Here is a 23,999-nt window from a genome sequence, read left to right as displayed (position 1 = left end):
GCTTTTTTATGTGCATCTCACGCGCATCTAAACGAGAGCCTTTCAGTAAGCGAGCCTGAGAAAAACCGTTATAGGTGGCGACCTCTCTCGGGCGGCTTTTCTGTGAGACAGGCTCACTTTCTAAAAGGTAAAGACGCTATGAATAATCCGTCAGTTATTCCGGCTTTCGATTTTCGTGAAATGGTCACGACCCTCGACAACAAGATAATCACCACATCACTCAAGGTGGCGGATTACTTTGGCAAGCGACACAAAGACGTTTTGCGTGCCATACGTAACCTGAAATGCTCCGATGACTTCACCCAGCGCAATTTTGCGCCCATTGATTTCATTGATAAAAATGGCAATGTTCAGCCTATGTATAACATCACCCGCGACGGATGCATGATGCTCGTGATGGGGTTCACTGGCAAAACAGCTGCCGCAGTAAAGGAGTGTTATATCAATGCCTTTAACTGGATGGCCGAGCAGCTAAACCGACGCATGGCGATGGGTGAAGAAATGCAGCACCGCTACGCCATTAAAGAAACGCGCTCAAAGCTGAAAGGCACGATCGGCAGCCGGTTGATGAACGAGCGGAAGAAAGAGAAGCGCGTTCTGGAGCTCGAGCATGAGCACATCATGCAGGTAACGCAGCCGGAATTACTTATTGGCTGATCGCGGCATTACAGGAGCCCTTCACTGAGGGGCTTCGATAATGATCTGTGTAACCCCGCAAGGATGGTGATCACATCTTGCTGACGGGTAAGCCGTAAGTGGCTAAGCACTTCTGAGAAGCAGGGCAACAGCTGCGACAAGGCAAAGAGGTAATCATGTCCGATATCTACCAAATCACGTTAACCACCCAAACAGGCGAAACCTTCACGGGCAAGATGTCACGACGTCAGCCTGAACTGGTAAACGGCTTTGTGCCGCTGGCGACCGAGACGGGTCAGTGGCTGTATTTCGCTCCTGCTGATGTAAAGCGCGTGGAATTCACGCCAGTACCGGCAGAGCAGACTGAACAGCCAGAAGAACAAGCAACGGAGTAACCCATGGCTAACGATGACGAGCGCAGGCCTTATCCGCCAGTTAACTTCATCGCCTCCGACAACTGGCAGCCATACACCCGGCTCATTCCCGCCAATGAAGTGCATGAGTGGGTAAGGCGCCAAATCCTCAGCGATACCGGAAGCATCCATAACCCTGACCACGAACACCTGTTAGAGGCTGACCTCTGCTTCATGTGGGCGTCCTATTCGTTTGCGAAGAAAGGGCGGTATGTTCTCGGTCAGGCCGAACAGGTAATGCTACGCGCCGGTGGCTGGCAGAAAGCCAGAATGGAACAGCAGATGTATGAATGGTTCGGGCGAATCCCGAAGTTCATCATCACCCTGGCTGCTGATTACTGCTCACAATGCAGTGACCTCGAGTTCTGCGCGCTTGTCGAGCATGAGCTTTACCACATCGCTCAGGCCACCGATGATTCCGGTGCGCCGAAGTTCAACAAAGAGACCGGGCAGCCAGTGCTCTCACTGCGCGGCCACGACGTCGAAGAATTCACTGGTGTCGTACGTCGATACGGTGCCAGCAAAGAAGTACAGGAGCTCGTTGATGCGGCCAATGCGCCAGCAGAAGTGGCTCACATCGATATAGCCAGGTCATGCGGGACGTGCATGTTGAAGCTGGCGTAACGCTTTATTCAGATTGTCATGGAGGTAGCCTGTGGCAGCATTATCGACAGAGGTTAAAGCCTTCATCGTTCAGTCACTCGCCTGCTACGAGACCCCGGTAAAAGTCATTGAGCTTGTAAAGGCTGAATATGGCATCGATGTCTCACGGCAGCAGGTGTCGCAATATACGCCCGGCAACGCAATGGCGGCCAAGTTGAGCCAGAAGTGGATTGACCTGTTCAACGCTACCCGTAAACGATTCCAGAATGAGATCGGTGACATTCCGATCGCAAATAAAGCGTACCGGTTGCGCGTTCTCGACCGAATGGCGACCAATGCTGAAAAGATGAAGAACTACGGCATGACCTCGCAGCTTATCGAGCAGGCCGCCAAAGAAATGGGCGATGCCTACACAAATCGCCAGAAAGTCGAGCATACAAGCCCTGATGGCAGCATGACTCCGCAGCCGACAATCATCCAGTTACTACCTGTTGAGCCGAAAGCATGAGTGAAGCCGTTCAACTGCCGATCCCCGCGAAGCTTGCACCACTGTTCACCGCCGTGAATAAGCGTTACCGGTGTTCGCACGGTGGGCGCGGCAGCGCCAAGACGCGCACATTCGCCCTGATGACTGCTGTAAAGGCTTATCAGTCGATGATGAACGGTGAAAGCGGCGTGGTGCTCTGCGCCCGTGAGTTCATGAACTCGTTGGAAGAGTCGAGTATGCAGGAGGTGAAGCAGGCGATCCTGTCTGTACCGTGGCTGGCTTCCAACTTTGATATCGGCGAGAAGTACATCCGCACCATCGACAAGAGCGTTAACTACGTGTTCTGCGGTCTGCGGCATAACCTCGACAGCATCAAGTCGAAAGCGCGCATCCTGCTGTGCTGGGTCGATGAGGCTGAATCAGTCAGCGAAATAGCATGGCAGAAGCTGAGCCCGACCGTTCGTGAGGAAGGTTCAGAGATTTGGGTGACGTGGAACCCGGAGCGCGACGGCAGCGCAACGGATAAACGTTTCCGCAAAGAAGCCGGCGACGACTGCATTACCGTTGAGATGAACTATACGGATAACCCGTGGTTCCCTGACGTGCTTGAAGGTGAGCGACAGAACGATCAGCGCCGCCTAGACCCGGCAACTTACGCGTGGGTGTGGGAAGGGGCCTATCTCGAAAACTCCGATAAGCAGGTCCTGGCCGGAAAATACCGGATCGCTGAGTTCTCGGACCAGTTATGGAAAGAGGCCGAACGTCTGTTCTTCGGAGCTGACTTCGGTTTCGCTAAAGACCCGAACACGCTGGTGCGCTCGTTCATCCTGCACAACCGGCTGTACATCGAATACGAGGCATACGGGCAGCAGACAGAGCTCGACCACATGCCAGAGCTATACGACACAATCCCCGGATCGCGTGACTGGCCCATCAAGGCCGACTCCGCTCGACCCGAGACGATTAGCTATCTCAAGCGGCAGGGATTCAACATCTCAGCTGCCGAGAAATGGCAGGGTAGCGTTGAGGACGGTATCGCGCACCTTCGCGGATTCGACGAAATCATTATCCATCCCCGCTGCAAGAACGTCGCGCGCGAGGCCCGCATGTGGTCGTACAAAACGGACCGCATCACCGGTGAGGTGTTGCCGAAGCTCGCCGATGGTTACGAGCATTGCTGGGACGGTATTCGTTACAGCCTCGACGGACACATTAAGCGCAAGGGCCAGATGGCCGGGGTGATGATTCCTAAGCGGTTGCAGGTTAGGCGATAGAAGTATGAAGATTTTTCTGGCATGGTTAGCCCTCTAAATTGAGTGGGGTACAAAATGCTAGAGGACGAGCTAAAGAAAATATGTGTCTCAGCGCGGTTAGCAAGGGATAAAACATCGCGATTGCCTGAGCAGCATCTTTGCAAAGAAACAAGCTTAGCTATCTGCTACTCAGCAGCAGAAATTGGGATGAACCCATGCCTATGCCAAGGGAAATTTAGGGATTCAGGTGGGGTTGAGAGAGATCATTATTGGGTTAGGATTGAAGGTGTGATTTATGACGCTACAGCAGACCAATTCGATGAATGTTTAGACCCTGTCTATATTACTGCTGAACGAAGTGACAGCCGATACCAAGAAGAATGCTTTGTAATATTTAACGAAACAGTAATCAAAATCCTCAAAAATATGAAATAGGTCGCTCAGGCGGCCTTTTTTATTGCCATGAATCCACCAACGGACAAACCATGACTGACAAATTAACTCTCGCCGTCAACCATGCGTTGAACGATGCGCGGATGGCTCGCGCCCGTATGGGGCTGATGGCGCCTACAATGGGGCTGGACAATAAGCGCCATTCAGCATGGTGCGAGTATGGCTTCCCTGAGCAGGTAACATACGAAAACCTTTATGCCCTGTATCGGCGCGGTGGTATCGCTCACGGTGCCGTTGAGAAGCTGGTGGGCAAGTGCTGGCAGACTAACCCGGAAATCATCGAGGGTGACGATGCCGACGAGAGCGAAAACGAAACTGCCTGGGAAAACAAGTCAAAGCAGGTATTCAACAACCGGTTCTGGCGCTCATTTGCCGAGGCGGATCGTCGTCGCCTTGTCGGTCGTTATGCAGGCATCCTTCTGCACGTCCGCGATGAAAAAGACTGGAACCTTCCGGTTACTAAAGGGCGCGGGTTGCAGAAGGTTTCCGTGGCTTGGGCAGGATCGCTCATGGTGAGCGAGTGGGACACAGGCCTGAATTCGAAGACATACGGCCAGCCGAAGATGTGGCAGTACACCGAGCGCCTTCCGAACGGTTCGACACGCCGCGTCAATATACATCCTGATCGCGTTTTCATCCTTGGTGATTACTCTGACGATGCCATTGGGTTCCTTGAACCAGCTTATAACGCCTTTGTGAGCCTGGAGAAGGTAGAGGGCGGGTCTGGTGAGTCATTCCTGAAGAACGCCGCTCGCCAGTTAGCACTTAGTTTCGACAAGGAAATCGACTTTGGCAGCATTGCATCTATGTACGGCGTTAAAGTAGATGAGTTGCAGGATAAATTTAATGACGCTGCACGCGAGATGAATCGCGGCAATGATGTGCTGCTTTCTCTCCAGGGGGCCAGCGTAACCTCCCTTGTTTCTCCGGTTTCTGATCCGTCTCCAACCTATAACGTAAACCTGCAAACAGCCGCCGCAGGAGTTGATATTCCTACGCGTATTCTGGTTGGTAACCAGCAGGCCGAGCGGTCCAGCACCGAAGACCAGAAATACTTTAATGCTCGTTGTCAGTCGCGCCGCGTAGACCTCTCTTTCGAAATAGAGGACTTCTGCGACAAGCTTATTGACCTGCAAATCATCGACGCCGTCAGCCAGAAGGCTGTTATCTGGGATGACCTGAATGAACAGACCGGCACTGAGAAGCTCACCAACGCCAAGACCATGGGCGAGATTAACCAGACCATGCAGGGCAGCGGCGATGAACCCGCGTTCACCCGTGAAGAGATTCGCACGGCTGCGGGCTATGACAATGACGACGAAGAGCCTTTAGGAGAAGAGGATGGCGACGAAGAAGACGAAGCCACCGATTCTGCCGCGTAACTATAAGGACCCGACCGGGGCCGATGCGCTGGAACGCCGGGCAATGAAAGACTTCGCCAGGCGGATGAATAAGATTGGCAAAGCGTACAAATCAGCACTCGACAAAATACCTTCCTCACTCGCAGTAAACGCCAGATACGAATACCAGCTAAACCCAACGCTACTCTCCATCATCCTGAACGATGCCAGTTACCTGGTTGATCAGGTGCTGCTTGAAGGTGGCGACTACGACCTGTGGTTTTACGAGTACATCGATCTGGCTTCGGAGAAAGGGACCGGGCAGTCGTTCTACAACCTCAGCCAGCAATCCCCGGTGTATGCAGCAGGGCGTGAGTCGCTGGCGTCCATCCTCGCAAGCGACCCTTATCAGCAACGCATGGCGCTGGTGCATGCCCGTGTGTTTGAGGAAATGAAGGGACTGACGGCTGACGTTAAGCGAGATATGGCGCGTGTGCTGACTGATGGCGTGGGGCGCGGGCTTAATCCGCTGGAAATTGCCCGCAACCTGACAGACCAGACCGGCATCGAGAAGCGCCGGGCAAACCGTATAGCACGCACTGAAGTGACTACCGCGCTGCGCCGGGCTAAGTGGGATGAAGACCAGGAGGCGAATGACCTTTACGGCCTTAAAACGCTTCTGGTTCACATCTCGGCTCTGTCACCGACAACCCGACATACCCACGCAGTGCGCCATGCCCACCTCTACACCAATGAAGAGGTCCGTGACTGGTACAGCAAGGATGGCAACTCCATCAACTGCAAATGCAGCCAGCAGTCTGTGCTGGTTGATGCGGACGGTAATCCGGAATACCCGGACACCATCACGAAACTCAAACAGGAATATAAATCGATGCAGGCGCGCGGTTACGCCTGGGCGGAGAAATAACTATGCCTATGCAGGTCAACATCACCACGAAGGTGAACAGTCAGTCTATCCGGCGCGAAACATACAACGGGCGTGAGCATCTGGTACTGCCGAGTTACACGCTTCCGGCGAACGTCGTCATGAATGGCGGGCTGTACACGCAAGAACAAATCGACGCCCACTATAAGGGACTGGAAGGCACCCTGGCACCGCTTGGGCATCCTCAGGTTAACGGTCAGTTTGTGTCTGCTTTCTCACCTGAGGGGATTAACGCAGGCCATATCGGCGCGTGGAACCGCAACGTTAAGAAGTCCGGTAATCGCATCTACCTAGAAAAGTGGGTAGATGTTGCCCGCGCTAGCGAGTCGGAAGGTGGCAGGGAACTGCTTGAACGTGTCGCTGCCATTGAGCGCGGTGAAGACGTGCCGCCGATTCATACCAGCGTGGCCGCTTTCCTCGATCAGCTTGAGCCGAGCGAGCAGGAGCGCGCAACAGGTGCGGAGTGGGTTGCCGACATCCATCGCATGGACCACGACGCGATCCTGTTGCACGAAGTTGGGGCGGCAACCCCTGAGCAGGGAGTTGGCCTGATGGTCAATGCCGATCTGGCTCAACCGCTCAAGGCTAACTCGGGCGCGCTGGTGGGTGAATCCTACCGGGAGCGCGAGCAGCGTCTCGATCGCGCAGCCAAAGCGAAGTTTGCGGCGGGCGCGGATGAATACGCATGGGTTGCTGATTTCACTGACTCGCAAGCTGTAATCATCCGCAACGGCGGCAGCGCTGAGGTGTTTGGCTACAAGTCTGAGGGCGGCGTAATAACCTTCGACGATACCGGCACCGCAGTAGCGCGCCAGGAGTCGTGGGTCGCAGTCGTCGCTAACAAATTCAAAGCTCTATTCACACCGCAGGAACAGCCTGCACCAAACCACAAAACGGAGGGCGACATGCCTTTAACCAAAGAAGAACTGGAACAAATCGGCAGCATGATCGGCCAGGCTGTTGCGACCAATACTGAAGCGGCTATTAAGCCTCTCGCGGAAAAGGTTGATGCGCTACAGGCCAACCAGAAGCAACTCGCTGACACCCTGACCGCCAACTCACGCGCTGAAGAGAAAGCCAAGCGTGATGCGGTTGCTAAGGTCCATGGTGACATCGTGGCCAACGCGCTTTCTGGCGATGCCCTGGACGCAATGTTCAAGTCGCTGGGCGAAGCTGCTCCGCTGGGCACCAACAATGCTCAGCAGCACAAAGAAACCGGCGCACCTGCCGCAGACGAACACTTCAAGTAAGGAGCCGGAATAATGCCACGTTATCGTCGCGTTAATATCGATGGTCAGTCTCTGTACAAGACCGAAACCCGCACCACGGCCGCCGCGCTGCTTCCAGGCACTGCGGCAACCATCAACTCCTCAGATAAGTTTGCTCAGGCAACTGCGCTGACCGGCCGCCTGTACATCATCGATGTCGGTTATCACCAGGGCTTGACCATCACCGAATCAATCCCTGCCGGTGATTCGGCTGTCGGCAATTACGTCGAAGAAGGTCGTGAACTGGCGCTGCGCTGCCTGCCTGGTGCGTATAAAAAAGACAGCCCGATCAAGCTGGGTACTGCCGGTCAGTTTACCCTGGCAACCGATGACACTGATTCAGTGATCGGATACAGCCAGGATGAATACACCATCGCGGCCAGCACCACCGACTTCATCCGCGTGCGCATGCGCGTTGGCACTGCCGCCGCTGCTGGCGCGTAACAAAAGGACAAAAACATATGTACTTCTCAAAAGAGACGCTGGCGACTAACTCCCGCCTTGGCGGGCACTGGAGTGAGCTGTGGGCAAACCGCAACATGTGGAACCTACAGAACGATTCCATCATTGCGGCTAACCGCGCAATCATGACGGCTGACATGCTGGCCTGTAACGCCGTTGGCGGTTTCTCCCGTGACTTCTGGGCTGAGATTGACAACCAGGTGCTGCAACTGCGGGATCAGGAAGTTGGCATGGAAATCGTGAACGACCTGATCGGAGTTCAGACGGTGCTGCCGGTCGGTAAAACCGCCAAGCTGTATAACGTGGTAGGCGACATCGCTGACGACGTGTCAGTAAGCATTGATGGCCAGGCGCCGTTCTCCTTCGATCATACTGACTACGCGAGCGACGGCGACCCGATTCCGGTGTTCACTGCTGGTTACGGTGTTAACTGGCGTCATGCTGCTGGCCTGAACTCTGTAGGCATTGATCTGGTGCTGGATTCGCAGATGGCGAAGATGCGCAAGTTCAACCAGAAGCGCGTTAATTACTACCTCAACGGCGATTCAAAAATTCAGGTTCAGTCCTACCCGGCGCAGGGCATTAAGAACCACCGAAACACCAAGAAGATCAACCTCGGTTCCGGTGCTGGTGGCGCGAATATCGACCTTACCACCGCTGACATGACCGCGCTCTTTGCGTTCTTCGGTAAAGGCGCATTCGGTACTACCGCCCGCACGAACAAAGTCGCCGCATATGATGTGATGTGGGTTTCCCCGGAAATCTGGGCAAACCTGGCGCAGCCGTACGTGGTGAATGGCGTTGTAAGCGGCACTGTATTGCAGGCGGTTCTGCCGTTTGCGCCGGTGAAAGAAATCCGCATGAGCTTCGCGCTGACCGGTAACGAGTTTATCGCCTACGTTCGCCGTCGTGACGTGATCTCTCCACTGGTAGGCATGGCCGTAGGTGTTGTTCCGCTGCCGCGCCCACTGCCTAACGTTAACTACAACTTCCAGATTATGTCTGCTGAAGGCCTGCAAATTACCGCAGACGATCAGGGCCTGTCCGGCGTTGTCTACGGCGCTAACCTGGCGTAAGGAAACAGCATGGCTAAATACGAAGTTGTCCGCCCATGGTTCGGCGTGAAGGTTGGCGACGTGATGGAGTTGAAAGAGCTTCACCCGGCGCTGAAGTCTAACGTCCGGCTGATGAAAGGCGAGGCTGGTGGTGAGCTGAAACCTGCGACACCTGATGCCGGTACCGGTGAGAAATCTCGCAAAGAGATTATTCAGGACCGCCTGACTGAGCTGGGTATCGAGTTCAAAGGCAACCTGGGCGCTGAAAAGCTCGGTGAGTTGCTGCCGGAAGGCGAACTCAAAAAACTTTTCCCTGCTGAATAACAGCCGCCGCTAAGGCGGTTTTTTTATGCCCCGCTCCGGCGGGGTATTTCACGGAGTCGATAATGGTAACTCTCGAACAGGCGAAGGGGTATTTGCAAAGTCAGGGCGTTTCCATTCCCGATTTTGTTCTTCAGGCTCTCGTCGACCAGGCCAACAGCATACAGGAGTGTCTCGATGCGCATTATCCGGCATCAGTCGCGCTGCTGATTCAGCTCTATCTGCTGGCGCTTATGGGGCTGGCGCAAGGCGACAAGTATATCAGCTCGCAGACTGGCCCTAATGGTGCATCTCGTTCATTCCGTTTTCAGTCGTTTCCGGATCGCTGGAAAGGGGCGCTGGCACTGTTGCGCGTCACCGATAAACACGGCTGCGCTAATGACCTCATCCCTCCAGACCCGACCAATACAGCTTTTGCTGGCATATGGATTGCCAGGGGTGGATGCATGTGTGGCGGGGGTCGGTAATGGCCTGGATATCGGTTAAGAAGCGGCTGCCGGAGCCTTTTGTCAAAGTCTGGGTGATGACCGACAGTGGTAAGCGCGTTACCGGATACGTCAAAAGCAACGGTGACTGGTATCTGCTGTGCCGGAAGGTTGCGGCGGAGAATCCGGAGGTGATCCGGTGGGAGGATAACGGTGTCTGAAACAGCCGCATGGAGCTATACCAATGTTGCCACTGTTTACCCGAGCGTCTACGACGACTGGAACAGCACCTGGACAACCGGAACCCCCTACCTGATTGACTGCACCTGGACGGCAAACAATGAAGTTGCGGTAGATGCCAGCGGGAAAGAGTTCACCACGAACCTGATTTTCTTCACTGAACTGAAGCGCAATGGCATCGATGCGACCATGCCGAAGCGTGACTGGTATATCGCCAGAGGTGACACAACATCTCAGGCCGATCCGCTGAAAGCTGGTGCAAACATCATCAAAGCGGTGACTGAATGGGATATGTCATTCTTCGAAGAAGAACCAGACTACAAAATTCTGACGTGAGGGGATCATGCCCGTAAAAGGTATCAAGCGTGTTCAAATGAACACCCGCAAGGTGCTGAGTGATATCGCTGGCATCCGAACGGAGAAAGTTCTCTATGAAGTCATGAATGCCGGGGTCAACCATGCGGCGCTGATTACTCCGGTTGCGAAAACATCAGTTCTCATCAACAGCCAATACAAAAAACTCGAACCAATGCCATCAGGAATGATTGGGCGGGTGGGTTATACGGCTAACTATGCCGCCGCAGTTAATGCCGCAAAGGGCAAGCTGAAAGGCAAGCCAAGGCCAGACGGCAGCGGCAATTACTGGGATCCAGATGGCGAACCGGACTTCCTCCGCAAAGGCTTTGAGCGTGACGGTCTCAACGAGATTAAGGCCATCATCAAGCAAGGGTACAAAGTATGACGCGTAGCGAAGTGTATGACGCGATGAGAGCGTGGTTGCAGTCGCATGGCTTTGATGTTGGTTATCGCATCCAGAAGCGATTCTGGAATGAATTGGAGAATACCGAGGGGGAAAGATACCTTGTCATCCAGCAGAGCGGTGGCGGCAAGCCAGAAGAAGCGATAACCCGCGATTATTTCCGCATCCTCCTCCTGTCAGGCCAGAACGACAGCAATATTAACGAGATTGAAGATCGTGCCGACGCCATCCGCCAGGCGATGATCGACGACTACAAAACCGAATGCATCATTTCGATGCAGCCAATAGGCGGCATCACCGCCATCCAGACCGAAGAAGGGCGTTACCTCTTCGATATTTCCTTTCAAACCATCATTTCCAGATAACACGGAGATAAATCACTATGGCGTGTGAATCGGGCGCTTTTACCGGGCGAGACGTCGTCGTTTATTACGCGATTGGATGCCCTGAAGTACAACCCACCGCCAGCGCTTACCGCCGACTCGGCATGATGCGCGGCAAAACAGTAAATGCAGAGTGGGAAACCGCAGATGCGACCGGCGACATGAGCGCTGCATTTACGCAAGAGAACCTCGTTACTTACAAGAACATTTCGTTCTCTGGTGACGGTGTGACCCGCAAAGAGGATGTTTATGCGCAGAACGCGCTTAAGCGTCACGTCTACAACCCGCCAGCAGAGACCAGCAACCAGCCGTATGTATGGTTCAAGATCATCTCTCCGAACGATATCACCGAAGGGCCGTTCATGGTGACATCATGGGGCGATGAGGCGCCGCACGACGACGTTGCCACCTGGTCTGTCGAAGCGTCCAGTGCCGGTCAGGTTGACGTGCGCGACGTTGGTGCAACTATCACCATCACTACCCAGCCACAGAATCGCACGCTGACCGTTGGTGATACGCTGAACCTGTCGGTGGCTGCGACTGTGTCTGACAATTCAGCACTGACTTACCAGTGGAAGAAGGGTGGTAGTGACATCTCTGGCGCAACATCAGCAACATTCACCAAAGCAAGCGTGGCTGCCGGTGATGCCGGATCATACAGTTGTCAGGTGTCTTCCTCCACAGCTGGCAGCGTGACGTCCGGGTCTGCTACGGTTGTTGTCAACGCAGCGTGATATCAGGGGCTTCGGCCCCTTTTTTTGAGAGGTTTCATGAAAGCAATAACCGATATCGGCCAGGCCGTTGTCTGCGCCAGTGGCAAAGAGATATTCCTCAACCCTTCATTCCTCGCCATGTCTCGTATTGGGTCGCCGGAACAGGTTGTTGATGCTTTCGTGAAGGTTCATGCCGGGCATTACCCGAAACACCGAATCTCCGATGCTCAAATCCTGAAGGCGGCAAATGCCCGATGCTTTGCTGAAATGGCAGCATCGGCTGCAAACGTAGTTCGGCATTGCTCAGAGGGTGATGTTGCAGAGTTGATTGGTTCGTACTCGGTGAGCGCGGCAGGGCGGCTGCTGTTCAAGCCTGGGGCTATCCCGATCGAGGATGTTATCCAGCTTGCCCGCCACCTGATTCTGCATGGCGTAATGGGCGATCAGCCGCCGGAAGAGTTCGAAGGTAAGAAGGGCGAATACAGCGACAAATTCGATGTACGGTCATTCGTCTACACCGCTGTTGCTCACCTCGGAATGAGCGAGTCAGATGCCTGGAACATGACAATGACTAGCTTCCGAGCCGCCATGAATGCCAAGTTCCCGCAGAAAGAGAAAGCCAGGGTGCCAACCCAGGAGAAATACGACGAGGTTATGGACTGGGCCGAGCAAATGCTGGCTATCGACGCGCAACGGAACGGACCGCATTAATCTCCTTCGGAGCAACACAACCAGCCTCGCAATAGCGGGGCTTTTTTACACCTGCAATAAAACCAACGCGCTTCACACGCGCACGTTATAATCCTAGAGCCTACAGAAAGCGAGCCTGAGAGTTAGTTGTACTCTGGGGCGGCTATCTCTGTGTGACAGGCTCACTTTCTATAGGTAAACCTCATGCACTATCCAACCGTATCTGTAAACGGCGTAACCGTTCGTGTTGATGGCGAATGGCGCTACAACCTCAATGATCTTCACGCTGCCGCAGTGGCTGAAGGCAAAGCCACGGAATCACAGAGGCCAAGTAACTTCATCAAAAGTGGGCAAATTAAAAAGTTTGCGCAAGAACTGACCAAAGCTACAAAAATAGCTTCGGTCAAGATTATCAAAGGTGGTGCTCAGCCTGGTATCTGGGGGTTAGAACTGGTGGCGATTCGCTATGCCGCATGGCTTAGTGTTGAATTCGAAATAAAAGTGTACCAAACCTTTCAGATGGTGATCCGAAACGGCATCAGTGCCATGTCCCGCCTGAACAAAATCGACCACATCATCAATACCGAAACCAAACAGATCAGCCGATGCGCCAGCCAGATGGCCAGGTGGGGAGTTGGCGGACGCAAAAAGCTACTCCATGCAGCGCGTGATCGCGTTGCTGATGAGGTGCAAATGTATTTGCCGGGTATTTACTGAGAAAAAGAAGCCGCCAGAAAACTGACGGCCATCAGAGATCCGCAATGGCGCGGAAAATCGGTGATAGAGCATTTGAAAACCACAAAGATTGAGGGGGTGGTTGTCGTTTACTCATTTAGTCTATGGCTATAGGATAATGCCTAAAATGGCGTAGAGGGATAAAGGAATGAAAAAACTACCAATTATTGCGATCTGCGTTGCACTCCTCGCTGGTTGCGCAGGAATCATGGAGAAACAGGAACCGATCTGTGAAGGTGTGGCAATGCTCGGCGGGCAAGATACCACCGTGCAGATTTACGGAGTTCGCAAAGTAGCCAACCAGACCCAGTATCGCGCCGGCTATCCGTTCAACTGGCAGTGGGTATCAAAGAACAATTTCTCCAGCACTACCTGCGACAAGAAGCCAGAGATTCGTAACGACCTTCCAACCAAATCTGCCTGATTGAAGCGCACATCCGAACCCGCTTAACTGCGGGTTTTGTCGTTGCGCCGATCCCTGCTACTCTTTTGGCACATTTACCAAAGGGGATAGGGATATGAAGAAGGTGCTTTTGTGGGCTTTAGTCATTGGAACATCGTTTTCTGCAAATGCTGGCGTAGAGAAATTCGGGTCGTGGATTACCAAGTCAGAGACAAATAAGATGACTGATCAGACTGACTTCGTGGCTATTAATACATCACCGGATATCTACAACAAAGCGGGTTCAAGTCGTGAGACAAGTCTCGTACTGCGTTGCAGTGACAATAAGACGGAAGTCTATTTATCGTTCAGCGACTATATGGGATCCGATAGCCCAAGAGTAACTATTCGACTCGATGGTGGAAAACCAGTTAAGAAGGCCTGGGGTGGTGGAGAGGGCGGTGATGCGGCATTTGCTCCGCAGCCAATACAATTTATAAAGGAATTGGCTAAACATAAAAAAGTAATATTTGGTTTTGAACCTTACGGAACCACGATGCAAGTAGTTGAATTTGACCTGTCAGAAACAGATAAAGTTATGGAAAATTTATCACAGGCTTGTAAGTGGAAATAAAAACACTGCCTTAATACAAACCCAGCGCTCGCTGGGTTTTTTTTGCCTGGAGAAAGTGAAATGACCCAGAACGTCGGTGATATTGAATATGTGATCAAAGCCGATACGGCACAGTTGCTGCGTGCTGATAAGCAGGTTGCGACTGTAACTGATAACATGGATGCAGGGTTTAAGAAGGCCGACAACTCCGCCTCCAAGATGTCCATGGCAATAAGTAAGGTTTCCGCAGCTATTTCTGTTGCTCTGATTGTTGAATGGGGAAGGGCTTTTCTGTCTGCCGCCGACTCCATGAATCAACTCAACGCGAGGATTGAGAGGCTCACAGGGAGTGCGGATTCTGCATCGAATACAATGCAGGGGTTAAAGCGAATAAGTTCGGCTACCGGAGGTTCAATTCAGGATACCGCCAGGCTGTGGGAGACTCTCAGCACGGCGTTGCGCGATACCGGTGCATCTAACGGGCAGATCATCCAGCTAACCGAAACACTTCAAAAAATAGGAAGTATCGGCGGGTCATCTTCCGATGAAATGGCGAATGCTCTTCGTCAGTTCGGTCAGTCAATTTCATCCGGCACTGTCCGGGCGGAGGAGTTCAACTCCATCCTTGAGCAAATGCCGGAACTGGCGCGCCAGATTGCCGCCGGGATGGGTGTAAGCATCGGAGAGCTTCGTCAGCTGATGCTGGACGGGAAACTGACGGCAGAAGATGCTCTCAACGCCATTCAGAAGCAAACAAGTTCAGTGAATGCAGAGTTCGATAAACTTCCGCGTACGCTTTCTCAGGCCAATACCGCGCTGACAAACTCATTTCTTACTATGGTTGATGATATCAACCAGGCCACAGAGGCCAGTAACGGCATGGTTCTGGTTATAGATTCTCTTGCGGTTGCCATTGGCAGGCTTACCGGGCAGGCCGCCACAGCAAGTCAGCAAATAGCAGACCTCCGCTCTGAGGCTGAGATGTACGCCAGGCGAGCGCGGACATGGAGTTGGCTTGGTTTTGGTGACTGGCAGAAAGAGAACGAGGATAAATCAGCTCAACTGACAGCTGAAGCTTGGGAGAAGTCATCCAGGGCGGGGTGGGATGCAGCCCAAAAAGTAGCAAAAAATAGCAAGCCAATAACAATAAAAGCCACCATAGGGTCAGCAGAAAAAACAGGCATCAATAAGGCAAAAGCAAAGGGAAGCGCCGACGCCGCGGCCGAAGCAATATCAAAGCAACAGGCTGCACTATCCCGCCTCAACACCGGTTATGCCGAGGGTTCTTTGGAGCTGGCTCAATACGACGCCGTTGTTGCGCTAGGCAATAAAGCAACGGACGAGCAGATCGCCAAGGCAAGGTCTCAGGCCAAGGCGATATGGGAGGTGACCAACGCTATTAAGAACCGCGCTCAGGCAGAGCAGGCTAAGCGCTTTACCGATCAGGAGATTGCCGCCAACAAAACCACCCCTGACGCTGTTACCGGCGCTGTGCAAGACCCGACGGCTCAAATAGCGCTCCAGGAGCAGCAGAAGCTGGCGGCACTGCAACAGTACCAGCAAATGGGTGTTTTGAGCGTCCAGCAATACGAAGATGCCAAGACAGCCATTCAGGAGCAGGCAGCAAACGCCAGGAGGAAAATTGCTGTAGATGAGGCCAATGCACAAACTGAGGCGATAGGTTCCATTCTCGGCTCGGCATCGCAGGGCTTTGACAGCCTGGCGTCAATTATCGAAAACACGTCTGGAAAGAGCAGTGGTGCATATGTTGCCATGTTCGCTGCTGCAAAAGCATTCGCGATAGCGCAATCAACCCTGAGTCTTAACACGGCGATTATGCAGGCTATGGCTGATCCCTCTAAGTTGACCGTTGGGGAGAAAATGGCGAACTACGCAGCCATCGCCTCGGCCGGCGCTTCCCTGCTTTCGAATATTGCAAGTGTCACCATGAGTGGAGGCCGTCGCTATGGCGGCACGGTATCAGCAGGAAACGCCTACCGCATCAACGAAGATGGACGCTCTGAAATCTTCCAGACTGCTGGTGGTCAGCAGATGTTCATTCCGAATCAGTCAGGGAAGGTGATACCGGCTGATAAGGCGGGTGGGGGAAGCAGTGTGGTTCAGCACATCACCTTTGAAATCAACACCACCGGCGGCATAGACGATGCCACAATGGCTAAAATGGCGCAGATGATGAAGCAGGTTAGCCTCAGCACCATTCGTGATCAGCAGCGCCCTAACGGGTTACTACGGAGGTCATAGTGCCAGAAACATTCACATGGACACCACAGAAAGCATACTCCGTTGAGCGCACGCCGACTGTTGCCGTCGTTAAGCTCGGCGACGGTTACGAACAGCGACAGGTGAAGGGTATCAATACACTGATGGATAAATACTCTCTCACCTTTCGCGGCGTCAGCGGCCAGTGCCGCAGTAACCCAGCTAAGGATGCAGAGGCATTCCTCAAAGCCAGGGGGGCGGTTGAATCGTTCTACTGGACGCCATCCGATACGGGAGTGCGGAAGCTGTTTGTCTGCCGCTCCTGGAATATGACAAAGACCGGGCCGCTGTTTGAACTGACGGCCACTTTTGAACAAGTACCACGATAAGGGGGTTATTATGAAGTTTACCGAGCTACCTGAGCATGTAATTGAAGCAGCTGCAAAAACGCTTTCTCGCGAACTTGAAGGGGTATCGACGTGGGAAGATGATAAAAGAACGGAAAAGGCCAAAGCTGTTGCCGAATCCGTTCGTGAGAGCTTTATCAGGCTTTGCGATGGATATTAACTGCTTTCTTTATCCTCATCTTTAAAATGCTGCACTGCCTGGTCATACATTGATAGAAGACTAGAAATATTCCCGCTGGAGTAAACGGGTACTCTTTGAGCTCTAATCATTTCAATCAATAATGCATACGCTGATTCTTCTGGTGAGTCTTTTGGGTTTATCAGGCCAGACATAAAACCTCCTTTTGTGTTGAATCTTCAGCCTAACCCCTCTTTATTTTGTTTCACATCCTGACAAAAGATCAGTAGCCACCTTCGGGTGGCTTTTTTATGGGAGTTTGCCGTGCGCGACATACCAGCAAATTTAATTATCGACAGCGTGGACGCCGGAGTAGGCGCGTTTATCGACCTGTTCGAAGCCGACCTGCAACCCTTTGGTGGAGACCTTATCCGCTTCCATTCCGGCACCAATGGATATTACGGAAATGTGATCTGGAAGGGGAATCAGTATCAGGCATACCCGATAGCAGTCGAAGGGTTCGAGTCAAAGAACGAAGGCACATATGCCCGCCCAACAATGGTGGTGGCGAACGTTACGGGTTTACTGACGGGCATAAACCATGACTTCGACGACATGCTTGGGGTGGTGATCACCCGCCGTCAGGTTCCGGTGAAATACCTGGACGCGGTGAACTTCCCCAATGGCAACCCTGACGCAGATCCGACGCAGGAAGCGGTTTCCCGTTACGTTGTTGAGGAGATGACGGAAGAGACGTTCGAGCAGGTGACCTACACGCTGGCAACACCTATCGACTGCGACAACGCCATCATCCCGGCGCGAACCATCCTTGCCGACGTCTGCCAGTGGCAGTATCGCGGCGTCGGGTGCGGATATGACGGGCCGCCGGTTGCAGACGAGCGCGACAATCCAACCACTGACCCGGCGAAAGATAAGTGCTCTCACCGCCGTAGCGGCTGCCGCTTCCGTTATCCACGACCGGAACCAATGCCAATCAGCAGCTTCCCCGGCTCTCAGAAGGTTTCATGATGCAGGAATTACTCGATTATGCGGCATCGTCGCAGGATGAGGTGTGCGGCTTAATCCTGGATGGCGGGCAGTTGTTCCGCTGTCGGAATGTTCACCCGGAACCTGGAAAGCACTTCCGAATCAGTGATGATGACTGGCTGGCGGCCGAGGAGGCTGGAGAGGTGACTGCGGTATTCCACTCTCACCCAATGAACAGCCCGGTTCTGTCCGGATCCGACCGTAAATGCCAGGTTGCATCGGGCCTTCCATGGGTGCTGGCCTGTAACGGGAAAATCAGAACGTTCAGGCCGTTGGATTACCTTTTGGGGAGGCGGTTCGAGCACGGAGTGACTGATTGTTACACGCTATTCCGTGATGCGTATCACCTGTGCGGCATTGACCTCCCTGACTTCGAAAGGACGAATGGCTGGTGGCTGAGAGGGGAGAATCTCTATCTGAACAACATGTCGCGCAATGGCTTCAATCAAGTATCGCCGGGAGAAGCGCTGCCTGGTGACGTAATAATCAGGCAGCCATTCCCCGGTGCCGACCCTTGCCACGCAATGATTCTGCTCGATGACAATATGATTCTTCACCACGATTGCTCAGGGCATTTAAGCCGGAGAGAGCAAATGCGCCCGGCATACGTTAAGCAGATGCATTCCATATGGAGACATGAACAGTGCTCATCTTTAAATTTGCAGGGCATTTACGCCGACATTTCCGCAAAGTCGAGCTGAACGTTGATACCCCTGCCCAGGGCATTCGTCTTTTGCTTGCTCAGAATCATGAGTTCAAAAAAGCATTCCTGAACGCCAGAGTAAGAATGCGAGTGGCGGGTGAGGATGTTGAAACGTCTTCGGTGCAGTGGCACATGGATCGGCGCCTGAAGGATGGCTCTGTAGTGCTGTTTGTCCCGGTGGTTGAGGGGGCGGGACTTGAGACCAGTACGATAGTTCTCATTGCCTCACTGGTGCTGTCTGCCGCCTCGGTTGCTTACTCCATCTACATGTCCCGGAACATGAAAAGCAAAACATCAGCGGAAGCGGCCGAAACAAACACCCTCACGAATAACTCGTTTACCAGTGCAGAAAACAGGGTCGGGCAGGGTCATCCCGTGCCGATACTCCTCGGCGAGATGGAGGTCGGCAGCAATGTAATAAGTCTCGGAATCGACACATCTAATAATTCCGACTGGGAAGAATCAATCAGCTAAGGTGGCGCTATGTCTTCAGGTGGCGGTAAAGCATCAACCCCAAAATTACTCGACGATAACCTCAAATCAAAACAATTTTATCGGGTACTGGATCTGATATCTGAGGGGCCAATCGCGGGCCCGGTGGATCAGGAGCACCTGTCTTCATTCAAGCTGAATAAGACGCCTATCACTGACTCGAGCGGTAATGTCAACGTGAATGGCATTAGTGTTGCCTGGCGACCTGGATCGGAGACTCAGGAGCCAATCAACGGCTTCTCTGCAATCGAAGCGACGACCATTGTTAACACTGAGGTCACTTACGACACCCCGCTGGTTAGAACCGTGACAGATCAGGACGTGACCCGCGTTCGTTTTAACATCGGTGTCACCGGGCTCATGGAGCAGGACTCCAAGGGTAACCAGAAAAACACCTCTGTAACGATGGTTATCGAGACCAGAACTGGCTCGTCGGGCTGGGTCATGGAGAAGACGGTGACGATTACAGGGAAAATCTCTGGCGAGTACCTTGAGGCGCACGTCATTGATGCCCCCGACACCAAGCCGTTTGATATCCGTGTTCGCCGCATTACACCTGACAGCAGCAGCGATTTGCTGTCAAACGGGACTGTTTGGAACAGCTACAGCGAGATCACCGACGACAACCTTAGCTATCCGTTCTCTGCTGTTGCCGGCTCAGTCATCGACCGTGACCAGTACACCGACACGCCGAGCCGCACATATCATCTTCGCGGGCTGATCGTTGACGTACCGGATAACTACGAACCAATTGCCAGAACTTACTCCGGGCTGTGGACGGGGGGCTTCAAAAAGGCATGGACTAACAACCCGGCGTGGCTGTTCCGTGAGCTGGCGAAAAACACCCGATTTGGCCTGGCGAAACGCGCCGGATACATCGATGTTGACGATGGCGCACTCTACATTCTGTCGCAATATTGCGATCAGCTTGTAGATGATGGGTATGGCGGAAAAGAGCCACGCATGACGCTCAACGCCTACATCACAGAGCAGGCGAGTGCGCGAGACATTCTCGACAAGATAGCGAGCATGTTCCGTGGCATTGCGCTGTGGGACGGCCTGCGCCTGTCCGTAATGCTGGACGCGCCACAGGATCCGATTGCGACAATCACGAACGCCAACGTTGTGAATGGCGAGTTCAAGCGAAGCTCTGTAAAGCGTTCAGAGAAATACAATGCCGTTGTGGTGTCCTGGACCGATCCTGACAACGGCTGGGAGCAGGTGAAAGAGTACGTTTCCGACGATGAGATGATAGCCAAAGGAAACTACAACGAAACCACTCTGGAGGCGTTTGGCTGCACCTCTCGCGGACAGGCATGGCGGGCAGGTAAATGGCTGCTGGAAACAGCAAAGCGTGAAAGCAGCAGGTTGTCTTTCCAGATGGCTCGGGATGCTATCCACTTCACTCCGGGTGATATCGTTGAGGTCATGGATAATGACTACGCAGGAACTCGCCTCGGTGGGAGAATTGTTTCTCATTCCGGGAGGGTGATAACGGTTGACGCGGTTGATTCCTCGGTAGTAACGGACGGCTCCACTATGTCGATTATGGGGAGGGACGGAAAGTTCTCTCGCTATGAGATTGATGGCGTTAACGGAAACAACGTCACACTCAAAAACGAACCTGAATGGGTGAGGGCGGGAACTGTATTTGCCATTTCAACCGCAAGCGTTGCGATTCGCCTTTTCCGGATACTGAGCGTTGCCGAAACGGAAAACAACTCCGTCTACAGCATAACGGCCTCATTGCACGACCCCAACAAACAGGCCATCGTTGACGAGGGTGCAGTGTTTGAAGTTCCCAGCGATACGTTGAACGGCTACCGCGTGCCTAACGTGGAAAACCTGCGAATCCTGAACACAAACACTGAGACTGTCCAGGTTACAGCAACGTGGGAGACGGCAACCACTACTAAAAAGCTGGTGTTTGAGCTGTACATCTACAGTGCTGATGGGAAGCTGGTATCTCAGTACGAAACTGACCAGTTCCGGTATGAGTTTTACGGCCTTGCTGCCGGTAGCTACACGCTCGGCGTTCGTGGGCGCAATGAAAACGGGATGAAAGGCGCCGAAACTCAGGTGAGTCTTATTATAGGCGCGCCAAAGGCTCCTAACTCCGTTCAGTGGATACCCGGACCATTACAGGCCACTCTGGTGCCAGTTATGTCTGTAACGGCAACATCAGATACCTCTTTTGAGTTCTGGTACGCTGGCGAGACTCCGATCCCATTAACCGATGACATTGAGAACAAAACTCAATTCCTCGGAAGGGGGAACCAGTGGACCATTCAAAAGCTCAAGTTTGACCACGTCTATTACGTATATGTCCGGACACGCAACGCGTTCGGGGTTTCTGATTTTGTTGAGGCTTCAGGAAAGCCAACGGATGACTTTAGCGATATCACCGATGCAATCCTGGAGGAAATTAAGGAGAGCGATACCTTTAAAGACCTCATCGAGAGCGCCGTCGAGAGTAGTGAAAAGCTCGCAGAACTGGCTGATGCCATCAAAGATAACGCGGATGGTCTCGCGGCGGTGGTTGGCTCTAACAAGCAGACCGCAGAGGCAATCATCAGTAACGCGCTGGCTATTGCCGATGTTATCGTGCGCCAGACAGCCCAGCAGGGCGCTAACTCTGCGACTTTCGAACAGCTCCGGGAGGTGATCGCTACTGAGACGGAGGCACGCGTAACGGATGTTACCCGTCTTGAGGCAAAAACAGCGCATAACGAAGCGGGAATTACCGAGGTAAGGCAGACTCTGTCAGATGAAGCTCAGGCAAGGGCTACTGCTGTTGATCAGCTCACTGCGAGTACTCAGGTCATTTCTGATAAAGCTGATTCGGCTTCGAGTAAAGCTGACGCTGCATCAGGTAAGGCAGATGCGGCCGAGCAAGCCAGCTCACAAAACACTGCTGATATCACCACGTTGCGACAGGTTGTCACCGACACGACTTCATCAATGGCATCCCGCCTGGAGGAGCTGGGAGCAAGAACCGATACTGCCAGCGGCGGCATCCAGAATAACGCTATCGCGCTAATAACGAGTACGCTTGCGCAGGTTAATCAGCGGATGATACTCAGCGCGCAGTACGGTGACAGTAAGGCCAGCATCGATCGTATTGATAATGTTATGGCAAGCGACAGGGAGGCAACAGCGCGTTCGCTGCTGAGTTTGCAGACTGACGTGAACGGCAACAAGGCAGCAATTAACAGCCTGAACCAGACGTTTTCCAATTATCAGCAGGCCACGGCCACGCAGATAAACGGCATTACGGCGACCATCAACGGGCACACTTCAGCGATCACTACCAACGCGCAGGCCATTGCTAACGTCAACGGCGACCTGAATGCAATGTACAGCATCAAGGTAGCTATTGATTCTAATGGCAACCAGTACGCAGCCGGAATGGGCATTGGTGTTCAGAATACGCCTTCAGGTATGCAGACTCAGGTTCTGTTCCTGGCTGACCGCCTCGCGGTTATGACCCAGGCAGGCGGCGCCGTGACTCTTCCGTTTGTTGTCCAGAACGGGCAGGTGTTTATCCGGGAAACCTTCATCCAGGACGGCACCATCGGCAACGCCAAGATTGGAAACTACATCCAGTCCAATGATTATGTGTCCGGCTCAAAGGGGTGGACAATCCCTAAAAATGGCTCTCCTGAGTTCAACAGCGGAACATTCCGTGGGGCGCTATATGCCAATAGCGGTAACTTTGGCTTCAGCGGGCCGAACAAGGCGACGGTGATAGACAGTAATGGTGTAACTATCAACCTGACCGGAGGCGGACGTATCGTACTTGGAGAATGGGAATAATATGCCAAGAGGACTACTGATTGACCTGAATGATGGTGGAAAGCGCATGGAGATAACGGCGGGTCTTCGGTGCCCGTCATTTGGAGCCTACTTTGACAGCGGCTACCAGAAAGCCAAGTACGCTGATATTGCCGGTTATGTTTCCGGGGCACAGGTGCTGTTTATCCCTCACGCGACGGCTTATCTTGATTCAGGGCTGCTTCATAAAATGAACTCGGTCACCATATCCGGTGGCCGCGTGACGCAGAACTCCACGATGAAGGATGTAAGCATCAGTGAGCGCGAAAGTACGTACACGTTCCCCGGTAGCCTCTGGCAGATATTTCCGTCAGGCCAGCGTAGTGGTGTGGGTCTTCTCATCAGCAACAGCACTGACTTCACCTCCATAACCAATGCCACGCAGTCAGGACAGTGTATCTGGAAGGGTACCGTCAATGTTCCCACTGGCGGCTGGGCAGTTCCCACGATAGCGGGGTACGACAAGTCCAAATATATTGTCTTTGGGCGCTGCAATAGCGGCAACACCGTCGATTTCGATGGCAACACGGTCAGGTTCTTCAGCCCTCCATCCACCAACGATGATGCTCCAACGACCGGCACGATAGATATTGTCATCTTTGCCAGTGGCGTGGCGCCGCAACCGGGCACCGGCCTCAACATCTTCAATGCAGCCGGGGCCTGCACGTTTTCGACGACAAAGCGGCCTTTCGTTTACCTCAATCAACTCTGGACGCCTTCGAAAAATGCCGTGAGCATCGGCAGCGGCTATGTTCCGCTGGGCAGATTCGGGCTGATGGCCCATGAAGTAAATGGCATGTATGTGTATCGAATGTTTGGAATAAAAATACAGAACGGCAGTGCTTCAGTTCAGGGTGGGAAATATCTTGGGCGCGAGCGGTATGCAATTTTTGGTAATGACACTGTAACGCCACTGAACCTTCCCGTTCTACCCGATATGTACGTCTGAATAAACTGTCTTTTTAATCAACCTCGCTCCGGCGGGGTTTTTTATTGCCTG

31 protein-coding genes are annotated in these 23,999 nt (G+C 53.2%); 30 read left to right on the top strand and 1 reads right to left on the bottom strand.

All coding sequences use genetic code 11. The annotated features are described in order from the left end of the window. Positions 1-138 precede the first annotated feature (138 nt). The 25 genes from ACOTXD_RS14040 to ACOTXD_RS13920 all read left to right on the top strand — a co-directional run bounded on the left by ACOTXD_RS14040 (position 139) and on the right by ACOTXD_RS13920 (position 16,965). Positions 139-657, top strand: coding sequence for a Rha family transcriptional regulator (locus tag ACOTXD_RS14040; protein ID WP_421766440.1), 519 nt, complete (start codon positions 139-141; stop codon positions 655-657). Positions 658-812: 155 nt separating this feature from the next. Beyond that, the gene (locus ACOTXD_RS14035; protein ID WP_058681676.1) at positions 813-1,031 is read left to right on the top strand and encodes a hypothetical protein; all 219 of its coding nucleotides are present in this window, start codon (positions 813-815) and stop codon (positions 1,029-1,031) included. Between the two features lie 3 nt (positions 1,032-1,034). Then, entirely contained in the window at positions 1,035-1,673 is a 639-nt protein-coding gene (locus tag ACOTXD_RS14030) for a putative metallopeptidase (protein ID WP_421766439.1), read from the top strand. A gap of 31 nt (positions 1,674-1,704) precedes the next feature. After that, complete coding sequence (locus ACOTXD_RS14025) at positions 1,705-2,160, top strand: DUF2280 domain-containing protein (RefSeq protein ID WP_058647147.1); 456 nt, start codon at positions 1,705-1,707, stop codon at positions 2,158-2,160. Next, positions 2,157-3,413, top strand: coding sequence for a PBSX family phage terminase large subunit (locus ACOTXD_RS14020; RefSeq protein ID WP_421766438.1), 1,257 nt, complete (start codon positions 2,157-2,159; stop codon positions 3,411-3,413). The genes ACOTXD_RS14025 and ACOTXD_RS14020 overlap by 4 nt, the downstream gene beginning before the upstream one ends. Positions 3,414-3,467: 54 nt before the next feature. Beyond that, complete coding sequence (locus tag ACOTXD_RS14015) at positions 3,468-3,827, top strand: hypothetical protein (protein WP_126499329.1); 360 nt, start codon at positions 3,468-3,470, stop codon at positions 3,825-3,827. A gap of 50 nt (positions 3,828-3,877) precedes the next feature. Beyond that, positions 3,878-5,227, top strand: a complete 1,350-nt coding sequence (locus tag ACOTXD_RS14010) for an anti-CBASS protein Acb1 family protein (protein WP_421766437.1) — start codon at positions 3,878-3,880, stop codon at positions 5,225-5,227. After that, positions 5,187-6,113, top strand: coding sequence for a phage minor head protein (locus ACOTXD_RS14005; RefSeq protein ID WP_421766436.1), 927 nt, complete (start codon positions 5,187-5,189; stop codon positions 6,111-6,113). Before ACOTXD_RS14010 ends, ACOTXD_RS14005 begins: the two co-directional genes overlap by 41 nt. 2 nt (positions 6,114-6,115) lie before the next feature. Next, complete coding sequence (locus tag ACOTXD_RS14000) at positions 6,116-7,381, top strand: hypothetical protein (protein ID WP_421766435.1); 1,266 nt, start codon at positions 6,116-6,118, stop codon at positions 7,379-7,381. A 12-nt stretch (positions 7,382-7,393) separates the two neighbouring features. Next, positions 7,394-7,843, top strand: a complete 450-nt coding sequence (locus ACOTXD_RS13995; RefSeq protein ID WP_032104699.1) for a phage cement protein — start codon at positions 7,394-7,396, stop codon at positions 7,841-7,843. Positions 7,844-7,860: 17 nt separating this feature from the next. Then, positions 7,861-8,937, top strand: coding sequence for a major capsid protein (locus ACOTXD_RS13990; protein WP_199008874.1), 1,077 nt, complete (start codon positions 7,861-7,863; stop codon positions 8,935-8,937). Positions 8,938-8,946: 9 nt separating this feature from the next. Further along, complete coding sequence (locus tag ACOTXD_RS13985) at positions 8,947-9,240, top strand: hypothetical protein (protein ID WP_421766434.1); 294 nt, start codon at positions 8,947-8,949, stop codon at positions 9,238-9,240. A gap of 62 nt (positions 9,241-9,302) precedes the next feature. After that, entirely contained in the window at positions 9,303-9,704 is a 402-nt protein-coding gene (locus ACOTXD_RS13980) for a DUF7370 family protein (protein WP_421765893.1), read from the top strand. Next, positions 9,704-9,883, top strand: a complete 180-nt coding sequence (locus ACOTXD_RS13975) for a DUF551 domain-containing protein (RefSeq protein ID WP_017384998.1) — start codon at positions 9,704-9,706, stop codon at positions 9,881-9,883. The genes ACOTXD_RS13980 and ACOTXD_RS13975 overlap by 1 nt, the downstream gene beginning before the upstream one ends. Continuing rightward, positions 9,876-10,238: a hypothetical protein gene (locus tag ACOTXD_RS13970; protein WP_421766433.1), complete on the top strand. Its 363-nt coding sequence runs from the start codon at positions 9,876-9,878 to the stop codon at positions 10,236-10,238. Before ACOTXD_RS13975 ends, ACOTXD_RS13970 begins: the two co-directional genes overlap by 8 nt. A 7-nt stretch (positions 10,239-10,245) precedes the next feature. Continuing rightward, on the top strand, positions 10,246-10,644 hold the full coding sequence (locus ACOTXD_RS13965) for a hypothetical protein (RefSeq protein WP_421766432.1): 399 nt from the start codon (positions 10,246-10,248) through the stop codon (positions 10,642-10,644). Next, positions 10,641-11,027: a phage tail termination protein gene (locus ACOTXD_RS13960; RefSeq protein WP_421766431.1), complete on the top strand. Its 387-nt coding sequence runs from the start codon at positions 10,641-10,643 to the stop codon at positions 11,025-11,027. The genes ACOTXD_RS13965 and ACOTXD_RS13960 overlap by 4 nt, the downstream gene beginning before the upstream one ends. A gap of 17 nt (positions 11,028-11,044) precedes the next feature. Then, a complete protein-coding gene (locus ACOTXD_RS13955; protein ID WP_022651116.1) occupies positions 11,045-11,779 on the top strand; it encodes a phage tail tube protein in 735 nt (244 codons plus the stop codon). A gap of 36 nt (positions 11,780-11,815) precedes the next feature. Next, complete coding sequence (locus ACOTXD_RS13950; protein ID WP_182404910.1) at positions 11,816-12,469, top strand: DUF6246 family protein; 654 nt, start codon at positions 11,816-11,818, stop codon at positions 12,467-12,469. Positions 12,470-12,652: 183 nt separating this feature from the next. Then, positions 12,653-13,165: a KilA-N domain-containing protein gene (locus ACOTXD_RS13945; protein WP_421766430.1), complete on the top strand. Its 513-nt coding sequence runs from the start codon at positions 12,653-12,655 to the stop codon at positions 13,163-13,165. A 166-nt stretch (positions 13,166-13,331) separates the two neighbouring features. Continuing rightward, a complete protein-coding gene (gene cor / locus ACOTXD_RS13940) occupies positions 13,332-13,607 on the top strand; it encodes a phage exclusion lipoprotein Cor (protein ID WP_000735926.1) in 276 nt (91 codons plus the stop codon). A 94-nt stretch (positions 13,608-13,701) separates the two neighbouring features. Next, entirely contained in the window at positions 13,702-14,199 is a 498-nt protein-coding gene (locus ACOTXD_RS13935; protein ID WP_047653434.1) for a type VI secretion system-associated protein TagO, read from the top strand. A 60-nt stretch (positions 14,200-14,259) separates the two neighbouring features. Then, complete coding sequence (locus tag ACOTXD_RS13930) at positions 14,260-16,440, top strand: tape measure protein (protein WP_421766429.1); 2,181 nt, start codon at positions 14,260-14,262, stop codon at positions 16,438-16,440. Next, positions 16,440-16,787 carry a phage tail protein gene (locus tag ACOTXD_RS13925; protein ID WP_421766428.1) on the top strand — a complete coding sequence of 116 codons (348 nt, stop codon included), beginning with the start codon at positions 16,440-16,442 and terminating at the stop codon, positions 16,785-16,787. The genes ACOTXD_RS13930 and ACOTXD_RS13925 overlap by 1 nt, the downstream gene beginning before the upstream one ends. 10 nt (positions 16,788-16,797) lie before the next feature. Next, positions 16,798-16,965 carry a hypothetical protein gene (locus ACOTXD_RS13920; protein ID WP_421766427.1) on the top strand — a complete coding sequence of 56 codons (168 nt, stop codon included), beginning with the start codon at positions 16,798-16,800 and terminating at the stop codon, positions 16,963-16,965. Here the strand turns inward: ACOTXD_RS13920 and ACOTXD_RS13915 are convergent. Next, the gene (locus tag ACOTXD_RS13915; RefSeq protein ID WP_200004901.1) at positions 16,962-17,138 is read right to left on the bottom strand and encodes an ATP-NAD kinase; all 177 of its coding nucleotides are present in this window, start codon (positions 17,136-17,138) and stop codon (positions 16,962-16,964) included. The genes ACOTXD_RS13920 and ACOTXD_RS13915 overlap by 4 nt on opposite strands. A gap of 109 nt (positions 17,139-17,247) precedes the next feature. On the opposite strand from ACOTXD_RS13915, the gene ACOTXD_RS13910 reads away from it, so the two are divergent. The 5 genes from ACOTXD_RS13910 to ACOTXD_RS13890 are packed head-to-tail and all read left to right on the top strand — an operon-like array spanning position 17,248 to position 23,948. After that, entirely contained in the window at positions 17,248-17,952 is a 705-nt protein-coding gene (locus tag ACOTXD_RS13910) for a phage minor tail protein L (RefSeq protein ID WP_241276984.1), read from the top strand. Then, positions 17,952-18,671 carry a C40 family peptidase gene (locus ACOTXD_RS13905; protein WP_112018373.1) on the top strand — a complete coding sequence of 240 codons (720 nt, stop codon included), beginning with the start codon at positions 17,952-17,954 and terminating at the stop codon, positions 18,669-18,671. Before ACOTXD_RS13910 ends, ACOTXD_RS13905 begins: the two co-directional genes overlap by 1 nt. After that, positions 18,614-19,147, top strand: a complete 534-nt coding sequence (locus ACOTXD_RS13900) for a tail assembly protein (RefSeq protein WP_017385011.1) — start codon at positions 18,614-18,616, stop codon at positions 19,145-19,147. The genes ACOTXD_RS13905 and ACOTXD_RS13900 overlap by 58 nt, the downstream gene beginning before the upstream one ends. Before the next feature lie 9 nt (positions 19,148-19,156). Then, positions 19,157-22,981: a phage tail tip fiber protein gene (locus ACOTXD_RS13895; RefSeq protein ID WP_421766426.1), complete on the top strand. Its 3,825-nt coding sequence runs from the start codon at positions 19,157-19,159 to the stop codon at positions 22,979-22,981. Between the two features lies 1 nt (position 22,982). Further along, positions 22,983-23,948, top strand: coding sequence for a DUF6453 family protein (locus ACOTXD_RS13890; protein WP_058648089.1), 966 nt, complete (start codon positions 22,983-22,985; stop codon positions 23,946-23,948). Positions 23,949-23,999 lie beyond the last annotated feature (51 nt).

Source organism: Enterobacter cloacae complex sp. CDL013, from assembly GCF_049238805.1.
Lineage (GTDB): Bacteria > Pseudomonadota > Gammaproteobacteria > Enterobacterales > Enterobacteriaceae > Enterobacter > Enterobacter hormaechei_C.
This window is presented reverse-complemented; position numbering and strand designations above follow the sequence as displayed.